Genomic DNA, 24,869 nt, shown 5'->3' with positions numbered 1-24,869 from the left:
CTAATGGAAACGAGAAACAGAGGAATTTATAGGAAAGTCAGTCTTTTGAGATTGTGGGTGATTTTTGTTATAATGAAGGTTATGAAATCTTATAATACCTTGAATGATTATTATCGAAAACTTTTTGGAGAAAAGACCTTTAAAGTCCCTATTGATGCGGGATTTGACTGTCCCAATCGTGATGGAACTGTGGCTCATGGAGGCTGTACTTTTTGTACGGTTTCAGGTTCTGGAGATGCTATCGTAGCACCGGATGCGCCTATCCGTGAGCAATTTTATAAGGAAATTGACTTTATGCATCGCAAGTGGCCAGACGTGCAGAAGTATCTGGTTTATTTTCAAAATTTTACCAATACCCATGAAAAGGTGGAAGTGATTCGGGAACGCTATGAGCAGGCTATCAACGAGCCAGGTGTAGTGGGAATTAATATCGGAACACGCCCTGACTGTTTACCAGACGAAACCATTGAATATTTGGCTGAATTGTCGGAGCGCATGCATGTGACGGTTGAATTGGGCTTGCAGACTACTTTTGAAACAACTTCTGATTTGATTAACCGTGCCCACTCTTATGAATTGTACGTGGAAACGGTCAAGCGTTTGAGAAAGTATCCCAAAATTGAGATTGTTTCTCATTTGATTAACGGACTTCCTGGTGAAACCCATGAGATGATGATTGAAAATGTCCGCCGCTGTGTCATGGACAACGATATTCAAGGGATTAAACTACACTTGCTCCATCTCATGACTAATACACGTATGCAACGAGATTACCACGAGGGACGTTTGCAGTTAATGAGTCAGTACGAATATGTAAAGGTTATCTGTGATCAATTGGAAATCATTCCCAAACATATTGTCATCCATCGAATCACAGGAGATGCACCTAGGGATATGCTGATTGGGCCTATGTGGAGCCTCAATAAATGGGAAGTTCTCAACAGCATTGAGATGGAGATGCGACGTCGTGGAAGCGTTCAAGGATGTAAGGCTGTAAAACAGGAGTTTAATAATGAAAAGACCACTTGAGATGGCACATGATTTTTTAGCTGAGGTTGTAACTCAGGACGATACCGTAGTGGATGCGACCATGGGAAATGGGCATGATACTCTTTTTCTAGCCAAGATAGCCAAGCAAGTCTATGCCTTTGATATTCAGGAGCAAGCCTTGGAAAAGACGCAAGAGCGTTTGGACCAGGCTGGAATGACAAATGCCCAGTTAATCTTGCAGGGCCATGAGACACTGGACCAGTTTGTGACAGAAGCCAAGGCAGGGATTTTTAATCTGGGCTATCTGCCGTCAGCTGATAAGTCTGTCATTACCCGACCTCAGACAACGATTGAAGCATTAGAAAAGCTGTGTGGTTTACTTGTCAAAGGTGGACGAATTGCCATTATGATTTACTATGGTCATGAAGGAGGAGACATCGAGAAAGATGCTGTCTTGGATTTTGTTAGCCAGTTGAACCAACAAGAGTACACAGCTACCATTTATCGAACCCTGAATCAAGTCAACACCCCACCATTTTTAGTGATGATTGAAAAATTAGAAAGATATAGACATGGATAAACAATACCTACGTGAAAAGCTGGATGCCATGCGCCAGAATTTTGTTGAATCAACCCACCACGAACGAGCAGTGGGTGTGCTAGACCAAGCGCATATGAGCAAAAAAATGCTTAAAATCAAGAAAAAATTAGTTGCTCTTGAAATGGAACGGTGCCAGAGAAAAATTGAGCACAAAGATTGTTCCAAGATTGACCAAAAAATCAAAGAGCAGAAGGAGATATTTGAATTCTGTTGTAAAAAAGACTAAGGAGGAAGTGCGTGGAATTACTGATTTACCTAATCCTATTTTTACTGGTCTTGATTGTCTCAAGTACAACCAATAAGCTTCTGCCCTTTTTGCCTCTCCCTTTGGTGCAAATTCTTTTGGGAATTGTGATTGGTCTCTTTTTACCTAATACCGACTTTCACCTCAATACGGAGTTGTTTTTGGCCCTGGTTATCGGGCCCTTGCTTTTCCGAGAGTCGGAAGAAGCGGATATTACAGCTATTTTAAAACACTGGCGAATTATTGTTTATCTCATATTTCCAGTGATTTTTATCTCGACTCTGAGTTTGGGTGGCTTGGCCCATCTTCTTTGGCTTAGCCTTCCCTTGGTGGCTTGCTTGGCTGTTGGGGCAGCCCTTGGGCCTACGGACTTGGTGGCTTTTGCTTCTCTTTCGGAGCGCTTTAGCTTTCCTAAGCGCGTGTCCAATATCCTTAAGGGTGAAGGACTCTTGAATGATGCTTCTGGTTTGGTGACCTTTCAGGTAGCCTTGACAGCTTGGACAACAGGAGCCTTTTCCCTTGGGCAAGCTAGTAGTTCGCTTATCTTTTCAATCCTAGGCGGTTTTTTAGTTGGCTTTTTAACAGCTATGACCAACCGTTTCCTCCATACCTTCTTGCTGAGTGTGCGAGCAACGGATATTGCCAGCGAACTTTTATTAGAATTGAGTTTGCCTCTGGTGACCTTCTTCCTGGCAGAAGAAGTCCATGTTTCAGGAATTATTGCCGTGGTGGTTGCTGGGATTTTAAAGGCAAGCCGTTTTAAGAAAATTACTCTCCTTGAAGCCCAAGTGGATACGGTGACTGAGACGGTCTGGCATACAGTGAACTTTATGCTCAACGGTTCTGTCTTTGTGATTTTAGGGATGGAGTTGGAAATGATAGCAGAACCTATCTTGATCAATCCAATCTATAATCCTCTACTCTTACTAGTATCTCTTTTAGCCCTTACCTTTGTCCTCTTTGCCATTCGTTTTGTCATGATCTATGGCTATTTTGCCTATAGGACTAGACGACTCAAGAAAAAGCTAAATAAGTATATAAAGGATATGCTTCTCCTGACCTTCTCAGGTGTTAAGGGAACCGTGTCGATTGCTACGATTCTTTTGATACCAAGTAATCTAGAGCAGGAGTATCCTCTCTTACTTTTCCTCGTTGCAGGTGTGACGCTGGTAAGCTTTTTAACAGGTCTCTTAATCCTGCCTCATCTTTCTGATGAACAAGAAGAAAGTAAGGACCATCTCATGCATATTGCTATTTTGAATGAAGTAACGATAGAGTTGGAAAAAGAGTTGGAAGACACTAGAAATAAACTCCCTCTCTATGCAGCTATTGACAATTACCATGGACGAATAGAGAACCTTATCCTGAACCAAGAAAATAAGGGTGAGCAAGAAGACTGGGAGGCCTTGAAACTTCTCATCCTCAGTATTGAAAGTGATGGTTTAGAACAAGCCTACGAAGAAGGCAAGATGAGTGAGCGTGCCTATCGAGTCTACCAACGTTATCTGAAAAACATGGAACAAAGCATCAATCGCAAGTTTGCTTCACGATTGACCTATTATTTCCTTGTTTCCTTGCGGATTTTGCGTTTTCTACTTCACGAAGTCTTTACCTTTGGCAAGACCTTCCGTAGTTGGAAAAATGAAGAATCACAGAAACTCAGAGCCCTTGACTATGACCAAATTGCAGAGCTCTATCTAGAAAATACAGAAATGATTATCGAAAGTTTGGAAAACCTAAAAGGGGTTTATAAGAGTTCTTTGATCAGCTTCATGCAGGATTCTCGTCTCCGAGAAACAGCTATTATCACCAGTGGTGCCTTTGTCGAACGGGTTATCAACCGTGTCAAACCCAACAATATCGATGAAATGCTTAGAGGCTATTATCTGGAGCGCAAGTTGATTTTTGAATATGAAGAAAAACGATTGATTACGACCAAGTATGCTAAGAAGTTACGACAAAATGTCAATAACTTAGAGAACTATTCTCTGAAGGAAGCTGCCAATACTCTGCCTTATGATATGGTGGAATTGGTAAGAAGAAATTAATCAAGATTGTAAATAAAGGAGTATGATATGAAGAAGTGGTGGAAAGAGCTGATAGACAAGCCTTTATTAAAAGCATTTTTGCATTATTATCAAGTATCAGATAGTGAGTTTACCAGTGTCGCAGTAGCCTACTATTGGTTGATTTCGATTTTTCCATTGCTTTTGGTGGTAGTCAATATCCTCCCCTATTTTCAGATTCCAGTTTCCAATTTTTTAAAGGTTGTCAATGAATTCTTGCCCGATACTATGTATGATGTGGTGGCAAAGATTATCACAGAAGTGTTGACCCAACCTTCAACGGGTTTATTGAGTTTTGCGGTTTTGTCAGCCCTATGGACCTTTTCAAAATCCATGAATTTCCTACAGAAAGCTTTTAATAAAGCCTACGGAGTTGCTAAAAATCGTGGAATGATTTCCCGTCAGCTCATGAGTTTGTTTGTCAGTTTTGGCTTGCAGATTCTCTTCGCCTTAGCTCTGTTTTTGAGTGTCTTTGGCCGCATGCTTCTCAACCTTATCAAGAATCACTGGAAATCGGATAGTCCTATCTTTGATTATCTGCAAGATCTAACAGGCCCCTTGATCTATGCCTTGATTTTCGCTATCTTGGTCATGCTTTATTATTTCCTGCCTAATGTTACGGTTCGACGAATTCGCTATGTGTTGCCAGGTAGTGCCTTTGTCTTGTTGACTCTGGTCTTACTGCTCAATATCTTTTCAGTATATATCAATAATTATGTCAATCACCTAGTGGACGTGCGTTTTTTCAGTTCCGTCGTCGTGGTGGTCATGATGTTCTGGTTTATTCTCATTGCTAAGATTTTGATTGTCGGTGCGGTTATCAATGCCAGTGTGCAGAGTTTGAAAGATCCGAGCTTTAGAATAAATTAATTCATTTTTTATCCATAACAAAACGCATAATATGAAAATTCCACGAGGTCAACTATAGTCAGAAAGCTGAACAACAAGCCAAAACGCCCCAAAAAGGCGGCAAAAAGCAAGCACCTGCAAACAACGTGCCGAAATGATCAAATCCTGATTATATCAACGAATTAGACCCAAAAATCGTTGATATGCTAGTAGAATTTCACAAGTCACAATGCACTTTGGAAACTCCCGAGGCGCAAGCAGAAATCGCCCAAAAACGTGAAGAAATCGAGCAAAGGAGAGCTGAGCTTGAGGATAAAAAACAAGAGCTTTTGAACCGCTTGAACAAATAGAGTTTCGCAAGTATTATGCTTACAAATTACTTGAGCAATTAACTAAAATATAAACCCTGCCTTTATATCTAGGCAGGGTTTATATTTTAGAAATTCACGTAGCTTGTTTCGGTTTTTACATACCCAGTATAATCTGAGTTTCTATAGTATTCAGTGATAAACTTCCATTTTCTTTGAGAAAGATGGATATAAGTACTTTTTATGTAGTATGGATATGGGCTTTGTGAATCCAAGTAAGACTGATAAGCTTGTATACCAAAATATGCTCCACCAATTATGCCACTCCATGGCCCCCCAATATAGAACCTATAAAGCCAAACATCGCGGTTATTCCAGAATCAATCATGAAGTGAGCGAATGTGTTGGCTTGTTTATTCCCATGTATTGTGTTGACGTAATTCCAAACATTAGGATCGTATGATCTAAAAGATATATTTAGATCGAGTTCATTCTTTTGATAAGCCATATAAAATGACCCATTGATATAGACGCCATCAGCACCTCGTTCAATAGTGTCTACACTTCCATTTGGATTGAGCACCTCAAGAATTTCATCACTTAAAATATTTACTTGCGTATCTCCGAACCGCACTGATGAGCCATTCTCAAACTGAGCCTCACCAGATACAACTTTAGAGTTTGCCGATAAGCTATCATCAGCAAAAACAACAAGCGACGGGGAAATGCTAGACATACAGAAAACAGACATAACTAGCAAACACATGCATTTAGACATCTTAGACATAACGGAAACTCCTTTGTATTTTTGATTTTTTTCAACTTTTGTTATACAATAAAACCAAATAAAAAGAAAGCGGTAACAATATGCTTAATGTGAAAATTTTTTATATATTTTTATTTTTGATCGTTGTCGAAACTACAGGCTTGTTGTTGTTGAAAAACGGTCTTGAAAGAGGTTATTTAGATACAGGAGCTATCATCCTTGCAGTTTTTTCATTTGCTTTCTACAACCTATGTTCATTCGGTTGGGTCTACTTTACAATAAAAAACCATAAAAAATAAATAGACGTATTTTCAAAAAAAGATTGCATATTTATATCAGTAAAACGACGATTTAAATCGTCGTTTTTTTGTATAACTCCCCCTGAAATTTATTTTAATTATGCAAATTTCACGTATTTTTGGTGCTGAGACAACGATTCTGAGAGCTTTTTAGACTTTTTTGCGACTGTCTATCATTAGAAAAGCTTAGAGCACCAAAGGATAATACCTGATAATATGCGTTTTTTTGATTATGAAATTTAATAGATAAACATGGCATCGCCAAAACTGAAGAAGCGGTAGTGTTCTTGGATAGCATGGTGATAAGCATCTAAGACTAATTCACGACCGGCAAAGGCAGAAACCAACATGACCAGAGTTGATTTTGGCAGGTGGAAGTTGGTTGAAAAGGCATCAACAACTTTCCATTCGTAACCAGGTTTGATAAAGATATTGGTCCAGCCAGAATCTGCCTGAATTTGCCCATCAAACTTGGAACCGATAGTCTCCAGTGTGCGGATAGAAGTGGTTCCGACAGCAATGACGCGACCACCATTTTCCTTAACAGAGCGAAGGGTGGCAGCTGCTTCCTCAGAAAGCTGGTAGAATTCTGAGTGCATTTCATGTTCATCCAGATTATCCACAGAAACAGGTCTAAAGGTTCCGAGTCCGACATGAAGAGTCAAATAGACCAGATGAACACCCTTGGCTTGGATTTCTGCCAGCAATTCTTTAGTGAAGTGTAGTCCAGCAGTTGGTGCAGCAGCAGAACCGCTTTCTTTGGCGTAGACCGTTTGATAGCGTTCACGGTCATCCAATTTTTCATGGATATAAGGTGGTAGTGGCATTTCACCCAGACTTTCCAATACTTCTAGGAAAATTCCTTGGTATTCAAAGCGGACAATACGGCCTCCGTGTGTTAGTTCTTCTGTAACGACAGCGCTGAGACGGCCATCACCAAAGCTGACACGAGTTCCGACCTTGAGGCGTTTGGCAGGTTTTGCTAGTACTTCCCACTCATCTCCAGCAGTGTTTTTGAGCAGGAGAAGTTCCACATGGCCTCCAGTTTCTTCTTTTTGACCATAGAGGCGGGCTGGGAGAACACGGGTGTCGTTCATGACAAGGGCATCACCAGGTTCCAGCATATCAATAATAGAGTGGAAGTGTTTATCCTGCATTTCTCCTGTCTTACGGTTGACGATGAGGAGTTTAGAGGCATCTCGTTTTTCAAGGGGCGTTTGGGCAATCAATTCCTCAGGCAAGTGGAAATCAAAATCAGCTGTATTCATATATCTGTTCATTCTTTCTAAGTTCTAATCCTATCCATTATAACATGTTTCAAGTTTGGACGCTCTTTTTTAGAAATTAAATCGTTTTCACTTGACAAAAATTGGTCTATACCATATAATAAATATAGATTAAAACGGAGGATGAAAAGATGAAAGTTATTAAAGTTGAAAACCAAATCGAAGGTGGAAAAGTTGCTTTTGAGATTTTGAAGGAAAAATTGGCCAATGGAGCTCAAACCCTAGGACTTGCGACAGGAAGTAGCCCACTTGAATTTTACAAGGAAATTGTTGAGAGTGACCTTGATTTTTCAAATCTAACTAGTGTGAACCTTGATGAGTATGTAGGACTTGATGGGGACAATCCACAGTCTTATCGTTACTTCATGCAAGAAAACTTGTTTAACCAAAAACCATTTAAAGAAAGTTTCTTGCCTCGTGGGGTTAAGGACGATGCTGAAGCTGAAGTTGAACGCTACAACCAAATTTTGGCTGACCATCCAGTTGACCTCCAAATCTTGGGAATTGGTCGCAATGGACACATCGGATTTAATGAACCTGGTACTCTATTTGACAGTCAAACGCATCTAGTAGAACTTGACCAGTCTACTATTGAAGCCAATGCGCGCTTCTTTGACAAGATTGAAGACGTCCCAACCCAAGCCATTTCAATGGGGATTAAAAATATCTTGGATGCCAAGTCAATTCTTCTCTTTGCTTACGGTGAATCGAAAGCAGAAGCCATTGCTGGAACAGTGTCTGGCCCAGTGACTGAGAGTCTACCAGCAAGTAGCCTACAAAATCATCCAGATGTGACCATCATCGCAGACGCTGAAGCGCTTAGCTTACTTGAAAAATAAAAAAGTGAGATCCTTCAGTATCTTTTATTGAGTGCTTTCAAGACTTGCATAAATGGAAGAAAAAATCAAAATTAAACCGCATTTTTTCTTGACAATTATTCCTTTTACGTGTAAAATAGAATAGATCTTGAACTTGAAGGGAGTGAAAAAAATGTCTAAAACAGTAGTACGTAAGAATGAATCTCTTGACGACGCACTTCGTCGTTTCAAACGTGCGGTTACTAAAGCTGGTACTCTTCAAGAAACACGCAAACGTGAATTCTATGAAAAACCTTCTGTAAAACGTAAACGTAAATCAGAAGCAGCTCGTAAACGTAAAAAATTCTAATTGAAATGAAAGGCTAGAGAAATCTAGTCCTTTTTCTTTTAAATAAATACTCCAAAGCCTGCAAAAATCTGAAACTTCCTCCCACAATTTGATATAATAGAGGGAAGAACTCATTTGAAGGAGGAAATGATGTCGGTTTTAGTAAAAGAAGTGATTGAAAAGCTTAGACTAGACATTGTCTATGGCGAACCAGAATTACTTGAAAAGGAAATCAATACAGCGGATATTACGCGACCTGGTCTTGAAATGACAGGTTATTTTGACTACTACACACCAGAGCGGATCCAGCTCTTGGGGATGAAGGAGTGGTCCTATCTTGTTTCGATGTCTTCTCACAACCGTTACCAAGTTTTAAAAAAAATGTTTCTACCTGAAACACCTGCGGTCATTGTTGCTCGTGGTTTGGTGGTTCCAGAGGAGATGTTAAAGGCTGCTAGAGAATGTAAGATTGCTATTTTAACCAGCCGTACAGCTACCAGTCGTTTGTCTGGAGAATTATCTAGCTATCTGGATTCTCGTTTGGCGGAACGCACCAGTGTTCACGGTGTCTTGATGGATATCTATGGGATGGGTGTCTTGATTCAAGGAGATAGTGGTATCGGTAAGAGTGAAACAGGTCTTGAGCTTGTCAAACGTGGGCATCGCTTGGTAGCAGATGATCGGGTAGATATTTATTCTAAGGATGAATTAACTCTTTGGGGAGAGCCTGCTGAAATCTTGAAACACTTGATTGAAATTCGTGGGGTTGGGATTATCGATGTCATGAGCCTCTACGGTGCGAGTGCGGTAAAAGATTCTTCACAAGTTCAGTTGGCTGTCTACTTGGAAAATTACGATACGCATAAGACCTTTGATCGACTTGGAAATAATGCAGAGGAATTAGAAATTTCTGGCGTAGCCATTCCTCGTATCCGCATCCCAGTTAAAACAGGTCGTAATATCTCTGTCGTGATTGAGGCTGCTGCCATGAATTATCGTGCTAAGGAAATGGGCTTTGATGCGACGCGTTTGTTCGAAGAACGCTTGACAAATCTTATTGCTCAAAACGAGGTGCCTAATGCTTGATCCAATTGCTATTCATCTAGGACCTCTAGCCATTCGTTGGTATGCCTTATGTATTGTGACAGGTTTGATTCTTGCGGTTTATTTGACCATGAAAGAAGCGCCTAGAAAGAAGATCATACCAGACGATATTTTAGATTTTATCTTGGTAGCTTTTCCTCTGGCTATTTTAGGAGCTCGTCTCTACTATGTCATTTTCCGTTTTGATTACTATAGTCAGAATTTGGGAGAAATTTTTGCCATTTGGAATGGTGGTTTGGCAATTTACGGTGGTTTGATAACTGGTTCCCTTGTACTCTATATTTTTGCTGATCGTAAACTCATCAATACTTGGGATTTTCTAGACATTGCAGCACCTAGTGTCATGATTGCCCAAAGTTTGGGGCGCTGGGGCAATTTCTTTAATCAAGAAGCTTATGGTGCAGCAGTGGATAATTTGGATTATCTACCTGCCTTTATCCGTGACCAGATGTATATTGAGGGTAGCTACCGTCAGCCGACCTTTCTTTATGAGTCTCTATGGAATCTGCTTGGCTTTGCCTTGATTTTGATATTCAGACGAAAATGGAAGAGCCTCAGACGAGGCCATATTACTGCTTTCTACTTGATTTGGTATGGTTTCGGTCGTATGGTCATCGAAGGCATGCGAACAGATAGTCTCATGTTCTTTGGACTTCGAGTGTCTCAATGGCTATCAGTTGTCCTTATCGGACTGGGTATTTTTATCATTCTATATCAAAATCGAAAGAAGGCCCCTTACTATGTTACAGAGGAGGAAAACTAAATGTTAGAAGTTGCATATATTCTTGTAGCCCTTGCTTTGATTGTATTTTTGGTTTATCTGATTATCACTGTACAAAAGCTTGGACGTGTGATCGATGAAACAGAGAAGACGATTAAAACCTTAACTTCAGATGTGGATGTGACCTTGCACCATACCAATGAGTTATTGGCTAAGGTCAATGTCTTGGCAGATGATATCAATGTCAAGGTGGCAACAATTGATCCACTCTTTAGTGCTGTTGCAGATTTATCTCTATCTGTTTCAGATCTCAATGACCATGCGCGTGTCTTGAGCAAGAAAGCTTCATCAGCTGGTTCAAAAACCATTAAGACTGGTGCAAGTTTGTCAGCTCTTCGTCTTGCAAGTAAATTTTTCAAAAAATAAAAAAGGAGAATCCTTATGGGTAAACTATCCTCAATCCTTTTAGGAACCGTTTCAGGTGCAGCTCTTGCCTTGTTTTTAACAAGCGACAAGGGCAAACAAGTTTGCAGTCAAGCTCAAGATTTTCTAGATGATTTGAGAGAAGATCCTGAATATGCTAAAGAGCAGGTCTGTGAAAAACTGACAGAAGTTAAGGAACAAGCTACAGATTTTGTTCTTAAAACCAAAGAACAGGTTGAGTCAGGTGAAATCACTGTGGACAGTGTCCTTGCTCAAGCTAAATCATGTGCTCGTCAAGCGACAGAAGCATCAAAAGATCGATTCAATAATCTCAAGGAGCAGTGGCAAGAAAAGTCCGATAGTCTTGATGAATCAGAAGAGATTGTGATTGATATCGAAGAAGAAAAAATCAAAATTTGACGAGAATGAGCGAAAACTCAATTCTAGGAGAAAATGAAGCACATTTTCCCACAATCAAACGCATAGTATCAAGGATTGTAATTGCCTGATATTATGCGTTTTTTATGATTTTTAAGACTTTTTGATAAACCTTTTTTAAAACACATGAGTGTTATGATTTTTTATGGTATAATGGCAGTGTTAGAAGTGAAATATTTACATTTTTTTATATTTTACTGATATTTTAGTAATATTAAGCAATCAATTTTCTATGATTAGAAATCAATGTGGTAGCTTATGATCAGGTAGAGGAAAAGCTCTAAAATTTTAGTCAAGAAACGATTTAGTATTCTGTCAAGGGAAAATATTAGAACCCTCTATTTTGTAAAAAATAGTTAGAAAGAAAGTTAGTAAAATGAAAGACATTTTTAATAAACGTCAACGCTTTTCAATTCGAAAGTTTTCGGTTGGAGTGGCTTCTGTATTAATAGGAATTACCTTGTTTACACCATCCCAGGGAGTACTGGCTTCTACGGAAAATAATTTGGCAACAGAGATAGGGGCTAATTCTGAAAGGGCAAATTCGACCCCTATTGTAGAGAAAAAAGAAGAGAATCAAAATTCACCAGAGAATCAAGATGCTATCCCCAGTCCAGTCCCAAAAGATACTCCAATAATATCTACAAGAACTACAGAACTTGAGACATCTGGGGATAAAGAAAATAATAGCTTGACCACAAGGGCTTCCGTGGCAGGTGAAGACAGATCAAGCACTCCAGCGGTGAGAGCAGCATCAAATCCTTCCGAGATTAAAAAATATGAATTGACTAAGGAAGATGCTAAAAAAATCAAAGCAGGAGTAATCGGTTCAGAAGGTAATAAGCTTGACAGTTTGTTATTAAACGGCCCTGAGTTAAGTCCAGAAGCTTATACAGATGATGATTTCTTGAAGGATAAAGAAGAACTTTATATTTATGAAAAAGGCGGGAAAAAGTATGTAGGCTATAATAGTCATCCCTTATTAGAAGATACTGATGGTGATGGTATTATTGACAGTAAAGAAAAGCCAGATGAAAAATTAAAATGGAATGTCAGTGAGCGCGATATGATTATGTTCATGGAATTGTCCTACCGTGATGATAATTATATTGATAGAGTGCTGAATCATAAGAAACCCTTAACAGAGTCAGAGTTATATAAAAAGAATGATGACAGTAGACCACGTTATGAGTATATGATGATGAATAAGGAATTGGGGCCTTATTGGGAAAGGAAAAAAAGTTACCATACCTCCAGTGGACTAGATGCTGTCTTGTATGAAACTAAGAGTGATTTCTCATATTTACCAAATGGAAGTGCACAAGTATTAGCCTTTCGTGGAACAAGTGATGCCAAAGATATAGGAACTGATATAACACTTGGATTAGGAAGCAATCCTCAACAAGGGATTGATGCAGAAAATATCATGCGTGAACTGGCTAAAGATAAGAGCATTACCAATCTATATTTGACAGGACACTCTTTAGGAGGATATTTAGTACAACGGGCAATGGTTGAAGCCTATCAGTTGGCATATTCTGACAGCAGAGTCATGTCTTCTAAAGAACAGCGGGCTTATAGAAACTTTTATAATAATGTCTTAAAAAAAGGAACAACCTTTAATGCCCCAAAAGTGAGGACAAGTTATTTCTCATCATCTGAATTTTGGCAAAAAGGATTAGACAGTAAAAACATAGCTAAGTCTGGAAAAATGACACATTATATAGTTAATAATGATTCTACTATAGGAAAAAGTGTCAGTAATGATAGTGATGTTGTCATAAATGTTGGGGATACAAAAGGAGGTCATAGTTCACGTTCTTATTTTGAAGCCGATATGATTAATAGACGATCAGAGTTCATGTCTGGGAAACGAATTTCCTTAGATGGGACAGGTTATCAAGATAAAAAAATGACAACAGCTAAATCTGTAGAAAAAGTTGGAGAAACTGTTGTATATAGTAAACGTGGAGATGACATCATTAAGTCAACAACTGTTAGTATCAAAGATCCCGATACAGGGCAGATTACTAAAAATACACTTGATGAAGTGTTCAAGAAAGATGGTGCCAAATCAACAGTTGTGGTTACGTCAATCGAGACAAGTGTTCGTTATGAAAAAGACGCTACGAGAGCCAAAGGTGGGGCAAATGTAACAGAAGCTGGTACTCCAGGCACTAGAACAGTAACTACAACCTACACAGTCAATCCGACAGATGGTAGCCTTGTTTCGCATGAAGAACCGGCAGTAGTAGTCCCATCAAAACCGACAGTGGTCAAAGTCCCAGCTAAGGATGAGGTTACATACCTCAAAGAAGGCGATGATGTGGTTAAGAAGATAACCACTTACATGGTCAATGCCAGTACAGGAGCTCTTACTCCAATAGAGAAAAAGGAAATCTTCAAACAAAATGGTGCCAAGGCTAAGGTTGTTGTTACGCCATTACAGCCAAGTGTTCGTTATGAAAAAGACGCTACGAGAGCTAAGGGCGGAAAAAATGTAACAACAGCTGGTAATTCAGGCACTAGAACAGTCACTACAACTTATACTGTTAACCCTGCAGACGGTAGCCTCATTCCGCATGAGGGCAAACCCGTCATCAAACAGTCAACTCCTACGGTGGTCAAAGTTCCAGCCAAAGATGAGGTTGAGTACCTCAAAGACGGTGATGATGTTGTTAAGAAGACAACCACTTACGCGGTCAATGCAAGTACAGGAGCTCTTACTCCAACAGTAAGGAAAGATGTTGCCAATCCAAAAGGTGCCAAATCTAAAATTGTGGTTACACCACTTAAGCCAAATGTTCGTTATGAAAAAGACGCCACAAGAGCCAAAGGTGAAGCAAAAATCACAGTAGCTGGTACTTCAGGTACAAGAACAGTAACTACCACCTACACGGTTAATCCTACAGATGGTAGCCTTATTCCACATGAAGGAAAACCCGTCATCAAACAGTCAACTCCTACGGTGGTCAAAGTTCCAGCCAAAGATGAGATTGAATACCTCAAAGAAGGCGATAATGTTGTTAAGAAGACAACCACTTATGCGGTCAATGCCAGTACAGGTGCTCTTACTCCAACAGTAAGGAAAGACGTTGCCAATCCAAAAGGTGCCAAATCTAAAGTTGTGGTTACACCACTTAAGCCAAGTGTTCGTTATGAAAAAGACGCTACAAGACCCAAAGGTGAAGCTAATGTAACAACAGCTGGTACTTCAGGTACAAGAACAGTAACTACCACCTACACGGTTAATCCTACAGATGGTAGCCTTATTCCACATGAAGGAAAACCAGTTATCAAATCGTCAACTCCTACGGTGGTCAAAGTTCCAGCCAAAGATGAGGTTGAATACCTCAAAGAAGGCGATGACGTTGTTAAGAAGACTACAAGTTACCAAGTCAATGCGAGTACAGGTACCCTTACTTCAATAGAGAAAAAGGAAGTGTTCAAGCAAGATGGTGCCAAATCAACAGTTGTGGTTACACCACTTGAGCCAATTGTTCGTTATGAAAAAGACGCCACAAGAGCCAAAGGTGAAGCTAATGTAACAACAGCTGGTACTCCAGGGACAAGTACAGTAACTACAACCTATACTGTTAATCCTACAGATGGTAGCCTTGTTCCGCATGAAGAACCAGCAGTGGTAGTCCCATCAAAACCGACAGTGGTCAAAGTGCCAGCTAAAGATGAGGTTGAATACCTAAAAGACGGCGATGACGTTGTTAAGAAGACTACAACTTACGAAGTGAATGCAAGCACAGGTGCTCTTATTCCAACAGTAAGGAAAGACATTGCTAGTCCAAATGGCACGAAAGCTACAGTAGTGGTTACACCACTTGAGCCAAGTATCCGTTATGAAAAAGACGCCACAAGAGCTAAAGGTGAAGCTAATGTAACAACAGCTGGTACTCCAGGGACAAGTACAGTAACTACAACCTATACTGTTAATCCGACAGATGGTAGCCTCGTTCCGCATGAAGAACCAGCAGTGGTAGTCCCATCAAAACCGACAGTGGTCAAGGTGCCAGCTCAAGATGAGGTTGAATACCTCAAAGACGGCGACGACATTGTTAAGAAAACAACAACTTACGCGGTTAATGCAAGTACAGGTGGTCTTACTCCAACAGAGAAAAAGGAAGTGTTCAAGCGAAATGGTGCCAAATCAACAGTTGCCGTTACGTCACTTAAGCCAAGTGTTCGTTATGAGAAAGATGCCACAAGAGCTAGAGGTGGAGAAAATGTAACAATAGCTGGTACTCCTGGTACCAGAACAGTAACCATCACCTACACGGTTAACCCTACAAATGGTAGACTTATTCCGCATGAAGAACCGGCAGTAGTAGTCCCAGCAAAACCGACAGTGATCAAGGTCCCAGCTAAGGATGAGGTTGAATACCTCAAAGAGGGTGATAATGTTGTTAAGAAGACAACCAGCTACCAAGTCAATGCAAGCACGGGCTCCCTAACTCCAACAGAGACAACAGAAATCTTCAAGAGAAACGGTGCCAAATCTACAGTTGTTGTTACCCCACTTGAGCCAAGTGTCCGTTATGAGAAAGATGCCACGAGAGCTAAAGGTGAAGCTAATGTAACAACAGCTGGTACCCCAGGAACAAGTACAGTAACTACCACCTACACAGTTAATCCTACAGATGGCAGTCTTGTTCCGCATGAAGAACCGGCAGTGGTAGTTCCTTCGACTCCTACAGTGGTCAAGGTCCCAGCTAAGGATGAGGTTGAATACCTTAAAGATGGTGATGACGTTGTTAAGAAGACAACCACTTACGAAGTCAATGCAAGTACAGGTATCCTTACTCCAGCAGAGAAAAAGGAAGTGTTCAAACAAGATGGTTCCAAAACTACAGTTGTGGTTACACCACTTGAGCCAAGTGTTCGTTATGAAAAAGACGCCACAAGAGCTAAAGGTGAAGCTAATGTAACAATAGTTGGCACTCAGGGGACAAGTACACTAACTACAACATATACAGTTAATCCGACAGACGGTAGCCTCATTCCACAAGAAGGGCAACCTGTTATCAAACCGTCAACTCCGACAGTGGTCAAGGTCCCGGCCAAAGATGAGGTCGAATACCTCAAAGAAGGCGACGACGTGGTTAAGAAGACTACAAGTTACGCGGTCAATGCAAGTACAGGTAACCTTACTCCAACAGAGAAAAAGGAAATCTTCAAACAAAGTGGTGCCAAATCTACAGTTGTTGTTACCCAACTTGAGCCAAGTGTTCGTTATGAAAAAGATGTCACAAGAGCCAAAGGTGAAACTAATGTAACAACAGATGGTACACCAGGAACAAGAACAGTAACTACCACCTACACAGTTAATCCGACAGATGGCAGTCTCATTCCACATGAAGGCCAACCAGTTATCAAACCGTCAACTCCGACAGTGGTCAAAGTTTCAGCTAAAGATGAGGTCGAATACCTCAAAGAAGGCGATGATGTTGTTAAGAAGACCATAACTTACGCGGTCAATGCAAGTACGGGCTCCCTAACTCCAACAGAGACAACAGAAATCTTCAAGAGAAACGGTGCTAAATCTAAAGTTATCGTTACACCACTTGAGCCAAGTGTCCGTTATGAGAAAGATGCCACGAGAGCTAAAGGTGAAGCTAATGTAACAACAGCTGGTACCCCAGGAACAAGTACAGTAACTACCACCTACACAGTTAATCCTACAGATGGCAGTCTTGTTCCGCATGAAGAACCTGCAGTGGTAGTTCCTTCGACTCCTACAGTGGTCAAGGTCCCAGCTAAGGATGAGGTTGAATACCTTAAAGATGGTGATGACGTTGTTAAGAAGACAACCACTTACGAAGTCAATGCAAGTACAGGTATCCTTACTCCAGCAGAGAAAAAGGAAGTGTTCAAACAAGATGGTTCCAAAACTACAGTTGTGGTTACACCACTTGAGCCAAGTGTTCGTTATGAGAAAGATGCCACAAGAGCCAAAGGTGGAGCTAATGTAACAGTAGCTGGTACTTCAGGTACTAGAACAGTAACCACAACCTATACTGTCAATCCTACAGATGGCAGCCTCATTCCGCATGAAGAACCTGCAGTGGTAGTTCCCGCAAAACCTACAGTGGTCAAAGTCCCAGCTCAAGATGAGGTTGAATACCTCAAAGAAGGTGATGATGTAGTTAAGAAGACAACCAGCTACCAAGTCAATGCAAGTACCGGTGCTCTCACTCCAACAGAGAAAAAGGAAGTGTTCAAACAAAATGGCGCCAAATCTACAGTTGTTGTTACCTCACTTGAGCCAAGTGTTCGTTATGAGAAAGACGCCACAAAAGCCAAAGGTGAAGCTAATGTAACAACAGCTGGTACACCAGGAACAAGAACAGTAACCACAACCTATACTGTTAACCCTGCAGACGGTAGCCTTATTCCACATGAAGGAAAACCAGTTATCAAACTTTCAACGCCTACAGTGGTCAAGGTCCCAGCTAAGGATGAGGTTGAATACCTTAAAGATGGTGATGATGTAGTTAAGAAGACAACCAGCTATCAAGTCAATTCAAGTACCGGTGCCCTTACTCCAACTGTAAGGAAAGACATTACCAGTCCAAATGGCGCTAAATCAACAGTTGTTGTTACGTCACTTGAACCAAGTGTTCGTTATGAGAAAGATGCCACAAGAGCCAAAGGTGAAGCTAATGTAACAGTAGCTGGTACTCCAGGTACCAGAACAGTAACCACAACATATGCAGTTAATCCTACAGACGGCAGCCTCATTCCACATGAAGGTCAACCTGTTATCAAACTTTCAACTACTACAGTGGTCAAGGTCTCGGCCAAAGACGAAGTAGTAGAAACTCCGATTGAACCAGAAGTGGAATATGTTAAAGATGTTGAAAAAGACTTCGGTACACCAGATCAGCGTACTGAGGGTGAAAAAGGTAAAACAGTTACTACAACTACTTACTATGTAGATCCAAAGGACGGTCATATCACAGAACACGTTGGTAATCCAGTATTCATCCCCGCAGGTAAGACAATCGTTAAAGTAGGAGCTAAAACTAAGGTTGAACAATCTAAAAATCCTGAAGGTCGTGATGTGATTGATACCACTACCTATGAGGTTGATCCAAAAACAGGTAAGGTAACTCCAACAACAGTTCGAACTTATGGTAAAACGAAAGAACCAAAAGTAGAGATAGAACAAGATCCTAAGACAGGTGAAGTTACAGTAACACCGAAGAAACCAGATGGCTCAACATACCCACCAGGAACTAAGGTAGAAATCTCAGGCGAAGATGGTAAAGGTAAAGTAGCAAACAGTGATCTACCAGATGTAGAAAAACCAGGTATAGGTAAGACTACTGAGCCAGGTAAACCATCTGTGGAAGTTCCTAATGTAACAACTCCGCCTAAGGTAACAATTTTTGAAAATGGTCTATTACCAGATTCAATTGAATTGCCAGAGCTCATGATTGAGGTTCGATGGATTGGTGAAGATGGAAATGGATTGAAACCATCCCTTAAGACAGGTAGTGAAAAGGATGCTGAACATGGATCAATTTCTGGATATGAATTTGTACGAACTGTGATTGATGAAAATGAACCAGTAATGACTCACATTTTCAGAAAAGTAAGTTCAAACACAACTCCAATTCCAGTAACACCTGATACTAATGGAAATTCTAGTCACGATACACCTGCGCTAACCACTCCAACTCCAGTTACGCCAGTAATACCTGATGCTAATGGAAATTCTGGTCAAGATACAGCTGTATCACCAACTCCAATTCCAGATGCAGTTACTCCGAATGAAAATCATGAAGATGCTACAGATTCTATTGATAATAGAGCTAAGTCAAATAATTCTCAAAATGTATTGCCAAATACAGGAACAGAATCAAACGCGACTCTTGCATCTCTAGGACTTCTTGGTATGCTAGGCGGTCTCAGATTTCTTATTGGAAAGAAAAAAGAAGACTAAAATAAAAATGTAGTCAAAATATGAATTGTTCATTGTTAAGTGGACAATGAATGTAAAAGATAAAGAAACGGCCTTGTTCCTCATTTCAAGAGGTACAAGGCTGTTGTCGTATTCTAGAAAAAAGTAGATATCAATATTCGTACCTAGAGATAATGGGTTGAAATAAAATATGTACAAATCGATGAGGGGATTTAGATTAATTTTTAAAAATGAATTAGAAGTCATATTATACTATTCTAGCTTCAATCTGTTATACTCATTTGAAATCAAGGTTCCCCTTTTGTTGATAGACTATTCAAGAAATATTGTTGTATAAGTATATGCTTTAAAATTATAGGTACACGGAACCAATGATAGGATTTTTAATTAAAACTATTATATATTTGTTTTTTTAAGGAAGAAATTTATTTTTTTGATTTTGTAATAATATAAAATTATATTTATAGGATATATCTGAAGAATATTTTAAAATTAAGGATGGGATATTTATCGTTATTCAGAGTTGTTTTTAATTATTATATATTTGCTGATTGCGCTTTCTTTGGATTGCTTGTATTTATACCATTTTAATTGATTAAATATATTGAAAGTGGTATAATCTAGCTGTCAAAACTGTGATGTGAAATGTCCATCATAGTGGTTTTTATTGTTTTATTCCCAGAGGGAATATTGCTTTTAATTTGATTTTGTATTTTAACATAAGGAGGAACAATGGAAAATAAATCAAATTCACTCAATAGAATCAAGCGCCAGCAACGTGAAAAAGTTTTGCGCTTTTCTATTCGTAAGTATAGTTTCGGTGCTGCTTCAGTTGCTGTTGCAGCGCTGATGTTTTTAGGTGCCCGCGTTGCGAGTGCGGATAGTGTAGTTGACAAGACTTCACAACTTAATGCGGGTGTAGTAAACCCTAAAGGTGAGGCCGAATTGCCTAAAGAGAGTCCAGAATCTACTGCAAACAAAGTAGATGAAGGACATAAATCTCCAGAAAATCAATCGCCTGCAGTTCCTGTAAATAACGCGCCTACAGTTGATAAAGCCAAGTTAAGAAAAGTAGTTGAAGAATTAAATGCTCTTCTTTCAACTAAATTAAACCTTGACGAGTCAGTAGTATCACCTATTAAAGACAGACTTCAAAAAGGGAAAGAATCCCTAGAAAGTTCTGAGCTAGCTCAAAAGGATATTGATGAGCTTGCGGAACTCTTGTCTAAAGATGTGACAGTCGTATCAGCTGCTAAGGAATCAACTGAGGTTCAAGTAGATAAAAAAGTTGATAAACAAGTAGATAAAACTGAGAAGCAAGCTGATAACCTAGCCAACCAATCTTCTCCTGAAGTAAGTGCAAGCGAAGAGAGCCAAACTGTATCAGCTAAAAAAGATGCTTTGAAAGTATCTGTAGATCAATTGAAGGCAGCAGTTCTGGAAGTGCCTGAGCATGAGACTAGCAAAGAAGTTCTTGAAAAAGCCAATGAACTATTGGGCTTAGCTCAAGGTGTTCTTGAAAATACAACAGTTTCTCTGAACGATGTTGAAGATATGACAAAACGTGTGAAGAGAATGTTTAACTCTGTTAAAAACGCTACAACACGTTTGACTTCAGGATCTCGTGACTCACGTAATGGTAAGAGCATGGGTGAAGGTACAAGTTTTAGAGCGACTACTGTTGAATATGGTCGTGTAGAAAATGCTTTAATTAATGTTAAAGAATTTATATCAGAAGCAAAAAGGCAGGGTAGCACAGATATCGGGGATCGTGATCGAACAATCCAGAAAACATTCATGACTGCAAAATATAGCGAAGAAAATGGTAAAAAGTATATTACCTATGACGTTTATTTCCAAAATGATGGTAAAGCATTAGATGGAAATGCAAGAAATGCATTTTGGTTTTATCCGCCACGTGATATTTTACATATAGAAGGTGGAAATTATCCTGGAGCAACTCTTTTTGACACTTATTATGAACGCTATAGAAATAATGGAAGTGGAGGAACTCTTTCTCATAATCCTAATAACTTTACTAAGGTAGGGCCTACTTATTATGTTCCTTCAAAAGTTGAGGATGATAGCTCCCAAAGACTTTGGAACGATGGCTTTAGTTTTTATCAGCTAACTGGTGGACCTAACAGGAATGATCAACGTCAGCAAATGTTGAAGAATTTACAAAATAATTCTGATTTAAATGGTATCATAAAACAGAATGGAAGTTATCCAGGTTTATCTTATTCCCATCTTTTAACTATTGCACCACATGTTAATTATGCCTATAAATATCATGTCAAGATGCGTTTAAGGGATAATGTAACGGCGGATCAAGCTAAAGCAGCGGGAACAATGGCTGTAACTGTTAAAGCAGGATTAGCTACAAACGCAACGGCAGGATATGTGTATGCTGCTACTGGAACAAGATTAGTAAATACCCCTGACGCACCAAAAGACCCAATCCAAGGTTTAACAGTTACAAAAACAGTAGGAGATGCTTTGGGAGATCCAGATGATCCTGCAAATTCAGGTTATGTTAGACATAAAGAGGGTAAACCATTTCCTCCAGGTATGACTTGGAGTTGGCAAGGTGACGTCAAACCAACAAGTACAGCACAAGCTGGAGTATTCAAATATACTTCTATTGCGACTTATCAAGACGGTTCGAGTTCAGAAGACAAAGGTTCTGGTTCAGATGGAACAGTTATATTAAACGTTAAGCCAAAACAACCAATTATTACAACAAATGTTACTAATAAAAAAGGGTTACCAAATCAACAAATTACTGTAAATGTCCAAAACGGAGTGCCAGAGGGCTCGACAGTTAAGCTTTACGATGGTGATAGAGAGATTGGAACTGGAACAACTAAAGGAGGGACTGCGACAATTACAGTTACAGAAGCTCTACCAGGAAAACCTATTACAGCTAAAACAGTAGTTACTAATAATAATGGAACAGTAACTTCTGATAAAAGTGCTCCTGTTATTCCAACAGAAGCACCAGATACACAAGCTCCAACATTAAAAATCTCACCAGATAAGCCAGTAAAAGTAGTTGAAGGTGATACTGTAAGATTCACAGTAACAGCAAGAGATGATAAACATGTTAATCTTATTACTGATGATTTTCTAGCAAAATACGGTACTAGGGTCATTTCAAATCAAGTATCTGTTGATTCACCAACAGATACTGATACCGAAAAAGTAAGAACTATTACGATTCCAACAACAGCACAAGATGTTGGGGTTCATACAATTACTTTTAAAGCTACTGATAATGTAGGTCATAAAGCTGATGATGTAACATTTACGTTCGAAGTTACACCACGTGATAACCAAAAACCAATCGTTGAGGTTGGTGGAGTTCGTTTAACAGAGACAGAACCAAAATCTGCTCAATTTTATGTCTATCGTGGAGCTACATTTAATCCGACTGTGAAAGCCTGGGATAATTCAGGTAACATTACTTCTATGAGTGTTGAGAACTTACCAAATGGATCTAAAGCTCAAACTTATACACCTCAAACCGGAAAAGATGGAAGTACGGAAGATAAAAAATACACTACGAACCTATCTACAGGAACAGTAGCTGATACACAGACACTAGGAGATCACGTAGCTAAGTTCAAAATTTCTGATGGTGTAAATAGTGCTACCTATCTGATGAAGTATAAAGTTGTCGATGTTGTTGTGGAAAACACACCTAAGACAGTCGAATTAAACAGCAAGTCAGGTGATCCAAATGAATACCTAAATACAGCCGGTAAGCAAGACAAGTCAGGTAAACCAGTTGTAGAATCGCAAGCAGATGTTCACTTCCCAGGAGGAATGAACTTCCGTTGGGACAATGCTAACGGATCAGATACGAATGTAACTTTATCTAAAGTAGGAAAACAAACTCATAAGGCGATTGCGGTGTTCCCTAAAAATCCAAGTAAGCGTGGTAGTGTCCAAGTATTTGCACCAGAAAAAGCTGAGAGAAATGTTGTTTTCAATGTAGTGGATAATGAAAAGCCAAAAGCAAGTCTAAATGGAAAAGAGTTATCAGAAACTGCCAATGAACCAATCTTTACAGTTTATCGTGGAGCTACATTTAACCCAGAGTTAAAAGTATCGGATAACTCTGGTGTGATTTCTAAAGTAGAAGTTAAGGGAGGACTTCCAAATGGGGTAACTCCATCTACATTTACAGCTCAAACAGGTAAAGATGGAAGTTCAGAAGATAAGAAATATAAAACTCGTTTATCTTCAGGAACTGTATTGAATACTGAAACTTTAGGAGTACATGAATCAACTATTCACGTAGAAGGAAGTAATCCTTCAGATAGCCGTGATTTCAAATTTAAGTACCGCGTAGTTGATATTGAAACAAGAAATCTTGATGAGCACGGTATAGCAAAAGTACCAGTTGCTTCAACATTAAATAAAGATAATAGTTCTAAAAATATTGATGCGCATAACTATCTGAAAGTAGTCGATAGTGAAGATAAAGCAGATCGTGGTAACAATTATTTACCAAGTGGTATGACTTGGACATGGAAAGACAGAAACGGCGTTAATAAAGATCGAGGAACAACACTTGACAATTCAGGTAAATATACTCGAACTGCAACAGCAATCTTCCCAGGCACTAAAGCTAATAATATGACAGATGATACTAGCACGACCAGAGATGTATTTGCACCAGCAGAAATCAAGCGTAAAGTAATTCTAGCAGTAACACCAACAGCACCTACCGTAGAAGGTAAAGAGAATGGTAGTGTAACAATTACCCCACCAAAACAACCTGATAGTACTAATCAACAAGATATTGATAAAATTACTCTTACTTATACACCGACAGGTAAAACAAGTCCAGAAACTGTAACAGTTACGAAATCTGGAAGCAAATGGACTGTAAATGGTAAGTCTGATGATAAAGTATCAGTATCACCTGAAGGAGTTGTAACAATTTCTGATACTGAAGTTGAAGATAAAACAGAAGTAACTGCAAAAGTTTCTAAGAACATTGATGGTGTACTTACTCTTGAGAGTCCTGTAGCTAGAGGAACAGCAAATGGACCTTTAGCAGCTGAGGTTATAAACCCAGCACCAGTTCCGGAAAAAGCACAAATTACACCAGTTACAGTTGTGACACCTAACAAACCAGGTTCAAGCATTACAGTAGATGGCCCAGTAAATGGTTTAACAGTAGATGATGAAGGTAAACTTAAAGGAAAACCAGAGGTAAATGATTGGAAACCAAAAGAAGAAGAACGCACAGTCGAAATTCCGGTTAAAGTTACAAAAGGTGGCGAGACAGTTACTGTGAAAGTTCCAGTTCCAATTTTACGCGATACAGATGGAGACGGAATCCCAGATAAAGAAGATTCAGATGATGATAATGATGGAATTCCAGATGAGGAAGAAATCAAAAATGGAACAGATCCTAAAACACCAACAACTCAAACTCCAGTTGAGATTGAAATTACTCCACAACCAAATGGAGATGCGATTGTAACGCCTAAGAAACCAGGAGGAGGAACATATCCACCAGGTACTAAGGTAGAAATCCCAGGTGAAGATGGAAACACAATTACTGTTGAAATCGGTAAAGATGGTTCAGGTAAAGTACCAAATGACAAACTTCCTAAGAAAGCTGTCCCAGGTACAGGAACAGTAACAGAACCGAACAAGAAACCATCACAAC

13 protein-coding genes and 2 pseudogenes are annotated in these 24,869 nt (G+C 39.5%); 13 read left to right on the top strand and 2 right to left on the bottom strand.

Annotation, left to right across the window (positions count from 1 at the left end; all coding sequences use genetic code 11):
* Positions 1 to 72 precede the first annotated feature (72 nt).
* Genes HT734_RS07865 through HT734_RS07845 form a run of 5 tightly spaced genes read left to right on the top strand, consistent with a single transcriptional unit; the run spans position 73 to position 4,771 of the window.
* Positions 73 to 1,029, top strand: a complete 957-nt coding sequence (locus HT734_RS07865) for a TIGR01212 family radical SAM protein (protein WP_061759477.1) — start codon at positions 73 to 75, stop codon at positions 1,027 to 1,029.
* On the top strand, positions 1,013 to 1,570 hold the full coding sequence (locus tag HT734_RS07860; RefSeq protein ID WP_061759478.1) for a class I SAM-dependent methyltransferase: 558 nt from the start codon (positions 1,013 to 1,015) through the stop codon (positions 1,568 to 1,570). The genes HT734_RS07865 and HT734_RS07860 overlap by 17 nt, the downstream gene beginning before the upstream one ends.
* Complete coding sequence (locus HT734_RS07855; protein WP_000361084.1) at positions 1,563 to 1,817, top strand: hypothetical protein; 255 nt, start codon at positions 1,563 to 1,565, stop codon at positions 1,815 to 1,817. The genes HT734_RS07860 and HT734_RS07855 overlap by 8 nt, the downstream gene beginning before the upstream one ends.
* A gap of 11 nt (positions 1,818 to 1,828) precedes the next feature.
* Positions 1,829 to 3,883, top strand: a complete 2,055-nt coding sequence (locus HT734_RS07850) for a cation:proton antiporter (protein WP_173267343.1) — start codon at positions 1,829 to 1,831, stop codon at positions 3,881 to 3,883.
* Positions 3,884 to 3,910: 27 nt separating this feature from the next.
* Positions 3,911 to 4,771, top strand: coding sequence for a YihY/virulence factor BrkB family protein (locus HT734_RS07845; protein ID WP_061759480.1), 861 nt, complete (start codon positions 3,911 to 3,913; stop codon positions 4,769 to 4,771).
* A gap of 415 nt (positions 4,772 to 5,186) precedes the next feature.
* Here the strand turns inward: HT734_RS07845 and HT734_RS07840 are convergent.
* Positions 5,187 to 5,794 (bottom strand): annotated as a pseudogene (locus HT734_RS07840) (hypothetical protein).
* Positions 5,795 to 6,362: 568 nt separating this feature from the next.
* On the bottom strand, positions 6,363 to 7,391 hold the full coding sequence (queA, locus tag HT734_RS07835) for a tRNA preQ1(34) S-adenosylmethionine ribosyltransferase-isomerase QueA (RefSeq protein ID WP_061759481.1): 1,029 nt from the start codon (positions 7,389 to 7,391) through the stop codon (positions 6,363 to 6,365).
* A gap of 149 nt (positions 7,392 to 7,540) precedes the next feature.
* Between queA and HT734_RS07830 the strand changes: the two genes are divergently transcribed.
* The 8 genes and pseudogenes from HT734_RS07830 to HT734_RS07795 all read left to right on the top strand — a co-directional run.
* Positions 7,541 to 8,248, top strand: coding sequence for a glucosamine-6-phosphate deaminase (locus tag HT734_RS07830; RefSeq protein ID WP_173277429.1), 708 nt, complete (start codon positions 7,541 to 7,543; stop codon positions 8,246 to 8,248).
* A 151-nt stretch (positions 8,249 to 8,399) separates the two neighbouring features.
* Positions 8,400 to 8,576, top strand: coding sequence for a 30S ribosomal protein S21 (gene rpsU, locus HT734_RS07825; protein ID WP_000048054.1), 177 nt, complete (start codon positions 8,400 to 8,402; stop codon positions 8,574 to 8,576).
* Positions 8,577 to 8,705: 129 nt separating this feature from the next.
* Complete coding sequence (hprK, locus tag HT734_RS07820) at positions 8,706 to 9,641, top strand: HPr(Ser) kinase/phosphatase (protein ID WP_173277474.1); 936 nt, start codon at positions 8,706 to 8,708, stop codon at positions 9,639 to 9,641.
* Positions 9,634 to 10,422, top strand: coding sequence for a prolipoprotein diacylglyceryl transferase (gene lgt / locus HT734_RS07815; RefSeq protein ID WP_173277427.1), 789 nt, complete (start codon positions 9,634 to 9,636; stop codon positions 10,420 to 10,422). Before hprK ends, lgt begins: the two co-directional genes overlap by 8 nt.
* A pseudogene (locus tag HT734_RS07810) lies at positions 10,423 to 10,849 on the top strand (DUF948 domain-containing protein).
* Entirely contained in the window at positions 10,822 to 11,223 is a 402-nt protein-coding gene (locus tag HT734_RS07805; protein ID WP_173277425.1) for a YtxH domain-containing protein, read from the top strand. Before HT734_RS07810 ends, HT734_RS07805 begins: the two are co-directional and overlap by 28 nt.
* Positions 11,224 to 11,617: 394 nt before the next feature.
* Positions 11,618 to 19,201 (top strand): G5 domain-containing protein, encoded by a 7,584-nt coding sequence (locus HT734_RS07800; protein ID WP_240151644.1) that lies wholly within the window; start codon positions 11,618 to 11,620, stop codon positions 19,199 to 19,201.
* Positions 19,202 to 19,912: 711 nt separating this feature from the next.
* The coding region (locus HT734_RS07795) for a YSIRK-type signal peptide-containing protein (protein ID WP_173308490.1) at positions 19,913 to 24,869 on the top strand (4,957 nt) is incomplete at its 3' end.

It is taken from the genome of Streptococcus sp. k-90 (assembly GCF_013277565.1).
Lineage (GTDB): Bacteria > Bacillota > Bacilli > Lactobacillales > Streptococcaceae > Streptococcus.
The sequence above is the reverse complement of the archived record's forward strand: the minus strand, read 5'-3'. Positions and strand labels throughout refer to the sequence as shown.